Genomic DNA, 6,000 nt, shown 5'->3' on the forward strand with positions numbered 1-6,000 from the left:
AGCCGCCTGCCCCGACCGGCCGGCTGGCATGATGAAGCCAGTGCACAGGTAGGAGATCACCATGCTGGAGTGGCTGGCGGAGAACGTCTGGGTGGTGTGGCTCGCGCTCGGCGTCGGCCTGGCGGTCACCGAACTCTCCACCCTCGACTTCACCCTGCTCATGCTCGCCGCCGGCGCGGTGGCCGGCGGGATCACGGCGATCGTCCTGCCCGGCCTGTTCTGGGTGCAGCTTGCCGTCGCGGTGGTGGTAGCGGTGGCGATGTTGGCGCTGTTGCGGCCGACCCTGCTGCACCGGGTGCGCTCAATGCCCGGCTACCGCTCGTCGGTGGACAAGCTGGTGGGCAGCAGCGGCACGGTGACCGCCGAGGTGACCGGCGAGACCGGCGAGGTGAAGGTTGCCGGCGAGGTATGGAGCGCCCGCAGCGTGGACGGCGGCGCCATCCCGGCCGGCGAGCAGGTGGAGGTCTACCGGATCGACGGCGCGACCCTGCTGGTCTATCCCCGTCATCAGGCACTGCCCTGACCCGCCTTGTGCGCCGCGGGCGGCTATCGTGAAGCAACGAGCGCAGGAGGAGTCATGGAGTATCTGCCTTTGATCATCTGGATCCTGGTCGCCGCGATCGTGGTGGCCGTCCTGGTCCGCAGCGTCCGGGTGATCCGACAGCAACAGGTGGCAGTGGTGGAGCGGCTGGGCAAGTTCCGGCGTACCCTCGACCCGGGTCCGCACCTGCTGGTGCCGTTCATCGACACCGTCCGCTACACCATGGACATGCGCGAGGCCGTCGTTCCCTTCCCGCCGCAGGGAGTGATCACCGAGGACAACCTGATGGTCAACATCGATTCGGTGATCTACTTCCAGGTGGTCGATCCGGTGCGGGCGGCCTACGAGGCGCAGAACTACATCCAGGCGATCGAGCAGCTCACCCAGACCACGTTGCGTAACATCATCGGCGGCCTCGACCTGGAGCAGACGCTGGTCAGCCGCGAGGAGATCAACCAGAAACTGCGCTCGGTGCTCGATGAGGCCACCGGCAAGTGGGGTATCAAGGTCAACCGGGTCGAGCTCCGCTCGATCGAACCGCCGGCCACGATCAGGGATGCGATGGAGAAGGGCGCCCGGGCCGAACGCGACAAGCGTGCGGCGATCCTGATCGCCGAGGGGCAGCGGCAGTCGCAGATCCTGTCGGCATCCGGTGAGAAGGAGTCGGCGATCCTGCGTGCCCAGGGCGACCGGGAGGCTGCCGTGCTGCGCGCCCAGGCCGACCGCCAGGCGGCCATGCTGCGCGCCGAGGGCGACGCCCAGGCGATCTCGACCACCTTCTCGGCGATCCACGCCTCCAAGCCCACCCAGGGTCTGCTGGCCTACCAGTACCTGCAGATGCTGCCCAAGCTCGCCCGGGGCGAGGCCAACAAGGTGTGGATCATCCCCAGCGAACTCAACGAGGCGCTGAAGGGGCTGGGCACCATAGCGGGCAATGCGGTGAACGCGATCGCCACCGAGCCCGAGGACGTCTCGGAGTTCGCCGTCCCGAAGAAGGTGGACGTCTTCGCCGAGATCCAGGCACAGAAGGCTGCCGAGGACGAGCAGTCCCAGAAGTCGGTGCAGGAGGCGATCGCCGAGGCCGCCGCGATCGAGGGCCGCCGGGCTGCTGCGCTACGACCGCAGGGCGAGAGCCCGGCGATCGCGAGCCCGGAGTCAGCCCCACAGCGGGCGGTCGGAGAGGCGCCCGAGGCGCGGACCGAGCCCGAGTCCCCTGCGCAGGGCTGAGAGCCGCCGTCAGTCGGTTGCCGCCGGCTCGGTGACAGTATCGGGTTCGGCGCGGCGGGCGTAGTGTCCGGCCAGCGCCGAGCAGGCCATCAGCTGGGCCTGGTGGAAGATCATCAGCGGCAGCATGAGCAGGCCGATCGGCTGACCGACAAACAACACGCCGGCCATCGGCAGCCCGCTGGCCAGGGACTTCTTGGTGCCGCAGAACTGGATGGCGATGGCGTCCTCGACGCTGAAGCCGAGCCGGCGGGCCGTCCACCAGGTCAGGCTCAGCATCAGCCCCAGGACCACCACGCAGATCGCCAGCAGCACCAGCAACTCGCCCACCGAGGTCTGCGCCCACATGTTCTCCCGCATGCCGGCGGAGAAGGCAGCGTAAACCACCAGGACGATTGAGCCGCGGTCGACCAGCTTCAGCCGCGGGTGAGCGGCGATCCAGCCGGCCGTCCAGCGCCGGGACAGTTGGCCCAGGACGAAGGGCAGCAGCAGTTGCAGCACGATGTCCAGGATCGAGGACGTGGTGAACGCCATCTTGCCGGTGTTCGCCAGCAGTAGCCAGCACAGCGCGGGGGTGAGGGCGACCCCCAGAATGTTCGACGCCGAGGCGCTCACCACCGCGCCGGCGACATTACCGCGGGCGAGGGAGGTGAAGGCGATCGACGACTGCACGGTGGACGGCACCAGCGTCAGGTAGATCAGCCCGGTGACCACCGGCTGGCTCAGGTGACCAGCGGCCAGCGCACCGATCGCCAGCCCGAGCAGCGGGAACAGGACGTAGGTGAAGCTGAGGATGGTCAGGTGGAGCCGCCAGTGCCGGATGCCGGCCAGGGTCTCGGCGGGTGAGAGCCGGGCGCCGTAGAGGAAGAACAGCAGCGCGATCGCCGCCGTGGTGGCCCAGTCGAGGACGTCCACCCCGACCCCTCGGACCGGCAGCAGGGTCGCCAGCACCGCAGCACCGACGATCGCGAGCAGGAAGCGGTCGATCGGGATGCGGGTGAGCCAACTCATGTCGCCGCACAGCCTATGCCGGCGACCCGCCGGGGCTCGCCGAATCCGGTTCGATAGCTGTGGCGGAGGGGGATATTCCCTCCGGCTGTGGTGTGGAACCGGATTTGGCGCAGCAGTCGGGCGTCGGTGGGTTCGGGGCGAGCCGGCGGGCGCGCGTACGATGCCCGGCATGGCCACCCTGCTCGCTGTCACCGATCCCGGCGATCCCCGGCTGGCCGACTACGTCCGGCTGCGCGAGACCTCGCTGCGCAGACTGCTGGAGACCGAGCACGGGTTGTTCATCGCCGAGGGTGCCAAGGTGATCCGGCGGGCGCTGGAGGCGGGCTACCAGCCCCGCTCCTTCCTGCTGGCCGAACGCTGGCTGGCCGACCTGGCAGACCTGCTGGACCAGATCGACGCGCCGGTCTACCTGGTCACCGAGGAGTTGGCCGAACAGGTCACCGGCTTCCACGTCCACCGCGGGGCGCTGGCCTCGTTGCACCGCCACGACCGCTATACGGTGGCCGATATCCTGGCGCGGAGCCGGCGGCTGGTGGTGCTGGAGGACCTGGTCGACCACACCAATGTCGGGGCGGTGATCCGCAACGCCGCCGGGCTGGGCTGGGACGGGCTGCTGGTCAGCCCGCGATGTGCCGATCCGCTCTACCGGCGCTCGATCAAGGTGTCGATGGGGGCGGTGTTCTCGCTGCCGTGGGCGCGACTGGCCGGGCACCGGGACGCCCCGGAACTGCTGCACGAAGCCGGCTTCACCGTCGCTGCGCTGGCGCTCGCCGAGGACGCCGTCGAGCTGGCAGGGTTCGCCAGCCGGCTGGGCGCGTCCGACAAGGTGGCGATCCTGCTGGGGACCGAGGGCGACGGGCTGAGCAGGCGCTGGATCAAGGGTGCCGACACCGTGGTCCGGATCCCGATGCGGGCCGGAATCGACTCGCTGAACGTGGCCGCCGCCAGCGCGATCGCCTGCTACGCGCTCGCCCCCTGACGTTGCTATCCCGAGGCGGCGAACAGGGAATCAGAGGTCGGCGGAGCGCTTCTTGGGCGTGACCGGCCAATCGTCGGGGTAGAGGTGGGCGAGTTCGTCTGCCTGGGCGTAGAGCTTGCGGCGGACCCTTCCCGACAGCCGGTCGCCGAAGACGATGCCGCCCAGGTGGTCGGTCTCGTGTTGCAGACAGCGGGCAAGTGTGCCCGTGCCCTCGACCCGAAGCGGGTTGCCCCAGGCGTCCTGGCCGGTGCAGACGGCGAAGTCGGGCCGGGCCAGCGGCTGGTAGCCGCCCGGCAGCGACAAACAGCCCTCGTCGTCGGACACCAATCGGCGATCCCTGCCTTCCGGCAGAGTGACGACCGGGTTGCAGACCACGCCCTGGTGGTGGATGTCGTCGGCGTCGGGGCAGTCAAAGATGAACAGCGCGAGGTCGAGCCCGACCTGGGTGGCGGCCAGCCCGACACCGCGGGCGGCTTCCATGGTGGCGAACATGTCGCGCACCAGCGACCTGAGATCGTCATCGAAGGTCTCGACCGGGCGGGTGGGGGAGTGCATCACCGGGGTGCCCCAGCGCGTGATCGGCAGCACGCTGCCGCCTTCCATCAGTTCCCTGACATCCATCTGTCGTCCCACCTGGTTGACTGTCGTCGCTTCGACCGCATCCTACGTCCGGACGCGTGGCGGCTTGCGCCAGCCACCCCGGACGGGGACGCTGAACAGGTGAACCGGGGTGTGGAAGCAGCGGGCACCGCCGAGCAGTTGACCGCCGAGCAGGCCGAACTGCTCGACGCCTTCGCCCGTCACCTGGCGGTGGAGCGCAATCTGTCCCCGCACACCGTCCGCGCCTATCTGGGTGATCTGACCAACCTGTTCGCCCACCTTGACCGGGTCGGGGAACAGACCGTCTCGGAGATCGACCTGACGGCGCTGCGGCGCTGGCTGGCAGTGCAACAGGCCGGCGGTGCCGAGCGGGCCACGCTGGCCCGCCGGGTGGCCGCCGTTCGCACCTTCTTCGCCTGGGCACAGCACACCGGCCGGTTGTCCGGCGACCCCGCGGCCGCCCTGCGATCGCCGCGGCTCGACCGGCGGTTGCCGCCGACCATTGAGGTCGACCATGCCCGGGCGCTGCTCGACCGGCTGGCCGAGCAGGCAGAGGCTGCCGAGACCCCGGACGAACGTGCGCTGGCACGCCGGGATCTGGCCATCGTGGAGGTGCTCTACGCCAGCGGGATCCGGGTCTCGGAGCTGTGCGGCCTCGATCTGGACGACCTGGACACCTCCCGCGGTCTGGCCCGGGTGCTGGGTAAGGGTGGCAAGGAGCGCACCGTGCCGCTCGGGCGACCTGCCTGGCGGGCGCTGGAAGCCTGGCTCATCGACCGGCAGCGGCTCGCCCGGCCAGCTGCCGGGCAGGCGGTCTTCGTGGGGGAGCGTGGTGCCCGGATCGACCCGAGGGTGGTGCGACGGATCGTGCACGAGGCGTTGGCGGCGATTCCCGGTGCACCCGACCTCGGCCCCCACGGTCTGCGGCACGCCATGGCGACCCACCTGCTCGAAGGCGGTGCCGATCTGCGTTCGGTACAGGAGATCCTCGGCCACGCTTCGCTGGCGACCACCCAGCTCTACACCCACGTCTCCGACGACCGGGTGCGTGCCGCCTTCCGCCAGGCACACCCCCGCGCCTGAGCCGACCCTCGCGTCACGTCACGTCACGTCACGAGAGCGTCATCCACGCTCTGCTGCACTGGCCCGGGCGAGACCGACAGCGGCCTCGGGCAGCAGCTGTACCTCCGGCCGCCGGATCAGCAGCATCGGGTCGAGATAGGTGTCGCCCTGCTTGAGGCCCCAGTGCAGGCACCAGCCGCCTGGACAGGCATGGCCTTCGGCCAGTCGGCCGATCGCCTCACCGACCGAGACCGACTGGCCCTCAGCCACGCTGGCCACCACCGGTTCGTAGGTGGTGCGCAACCTGCCGTGCAGCACCGTGACCACCGGCTTGCCTGCGACCAGCCCGACGAAGCCGACCCGGCCGGCCATCGCGGCCCGTACCCGAGCGCCCGGGGCAGCCCGCAGGTCGACCCCGCGATGCCCGGCCAGCCAGCGTTCGGCCGGCGGGTCGAACCCGCGGGCGAGGCTGCCCGACACCGGCAGCACCGCGTCGAAGGCGCTGGCCGCAGGGGCCATCGTCCAGGCCAGGACGCCCAGCATCGCTGCCACCCACCATCGCTGTCGCCGCATTCGTCCCCCT

General features: G+C 70.2%; 7 protein-coding genes. 4 read left to right on the plus strand and 3 right to left on the minus strand.

Going from position 1 to position 6,000, the window contains the following annotated elements; translation table 11 throughout:
* Positions 1 to 61: 61 nt before the first annotated feature.
* Together VB080_RS01405 and VB080_RS01410 are read left to right on the plus strand one after the other, a co-directional pair.
* The gene (locus tag VB080_RS01405; RefSeq protein ID WP_323416629.1) at positions 62 to 523 is read left to right on the plus strand and encodes an NfeD family protein; all 462 of its coding nucleotides are present in this window, start codon (positions 62 to 64) and stop codon (positions 521 to 523) included.
* Positions 524 to 577: 54 nt separating this feature from the next.
* A complete protein-coding gene (locus tag VB080_RS01410) occupies positions 578 to 1,768 on the plus strand; it encodes a stomatin-like protein (protein WP_323416630.1) in 1,191 nt (396 codons plus the stop codon).
* Positions 1,769 to 1,777: 9 nt separating this feature from the next.
* On the opposite strand, the gene VB080_RS01415 is transcribed toward VB080_RS01410, so the two are convergent.
* Positions 1,778 to 2,776 (minus strand): bile acid:sodium symporter family protein, encoded by a 999-nt coding sequence (locus tag VB080_RS01415; RefSeq protein WP_323416631.1) that lies wholly within the window; start codon positions 2,774 to 2,776, stop codon positions 1,778 to 1,780.
* A gap of 169 nt (positions 2,777 to 2,945) precedes the next feature.
* Between VB080_RS01415 and VB080_RS01420 the strand changes: the two genes are divergently transcribed.
* Positions 2,946 to 3,755, plus strand: coding sequence for an RNA methyltransferase (locus VB080_RS01420; protein WP_323416632.1), 810 nt, complete (start codon positions 2,946 to 2,948; stop codon positions 3,753 to 3,755).
* Positions 3,756 to 3,785: 30 nt separating this feature from the next.
* Here VB080_RS01420 and def read toward each other — a convergent pair whose 3' ends face one another.
* Positions 3,786 to 4,376, minus strand: coding sequence for a peptide deformylase (gene def, locus VB080_RS01425; protein ID WP_323416633.1), 591 nt, complete (start codon positions 4,374 to 4,376; stop codon positions 3,786 to 3,788).
* Between the two features lie 99 nt (positions 4,377 to 4,475).
* Between def and VB080_RS01430 the strand changes: the two genes are divergently transcribed.
* Positions 4,476 to 5,438: a tyrosine recombinase XerC gene (locus VB080_RS01430; RefSeq protein WP_323416634.1), complete on the plus strand. Its 963-nt coding sequence runs from the start codon at positions 4,476 to 4,478 to the stop codon at positions 5,436 to 5,438.
* A gap of 39 nt (positions 5,439 to 5,477) precedes the next feature.
* Here the strand turns inward: VB080_RS01430 and VB080_RS01435 are convergent.
* Positions 5,478 to 6,000, minus strand: a 523-nt coding sequence (locus tag VB080_RS01435) for a M23 family metallopeptidase (protein WP_323416635.1), incomplete at its 5' end; no start/stop codon positions are given.

This window comes from Propionicimonas sp. (genome assembly GCF_034927565.1).
In the GTDB taxonomy this organism is placed as follows: Bacteria; Actinomycetota; Actinomycetes; order Propionibacteriales; family Propionibacteriaceae; genus Propionicimonas.

What these genes read in the sequence shown, in the direction of transcription:
- VB080_RS01410 (WP_323416630.1), top strand. Translation starts at nt 578, where the DNA reads ATGGAGTATCTGCCTTTGATCATCTGGATCCTGGTCGCCGCGATCGTG.
- def (WP_323416633.1), bottom strand. Translation starts at nt 4,376, where the DNA reads ATGGATGTCAGGGAACTGATGGAAGGCGGCAGCGTGCTGCCGATCACG.
- VB080_RS01405 (WP_323416629.1), top strand. Translation starts at nt 62, where the DNA reads ATGCTGGAGTGGCTGGCGGAGAACGTCTGGGTGGTGTGGCTCGCGCTC.
- VB080_RS01420 (WP_323416632.1), top strand. Translation starts at nt 2,946, where the DNA reads ATGGCCACCCTGCTCGCTGTCACCGATCCCGGCGATCCCCGGCTGGCC.
- VB080_RS01415 (WP_323416631.1), bottom strand. Translation starts at nt 2,776, where the DNA reads ATGAGTTGGCTCACCCGCATCCCGATCGACCGCTTCCTGCTCGCGATC.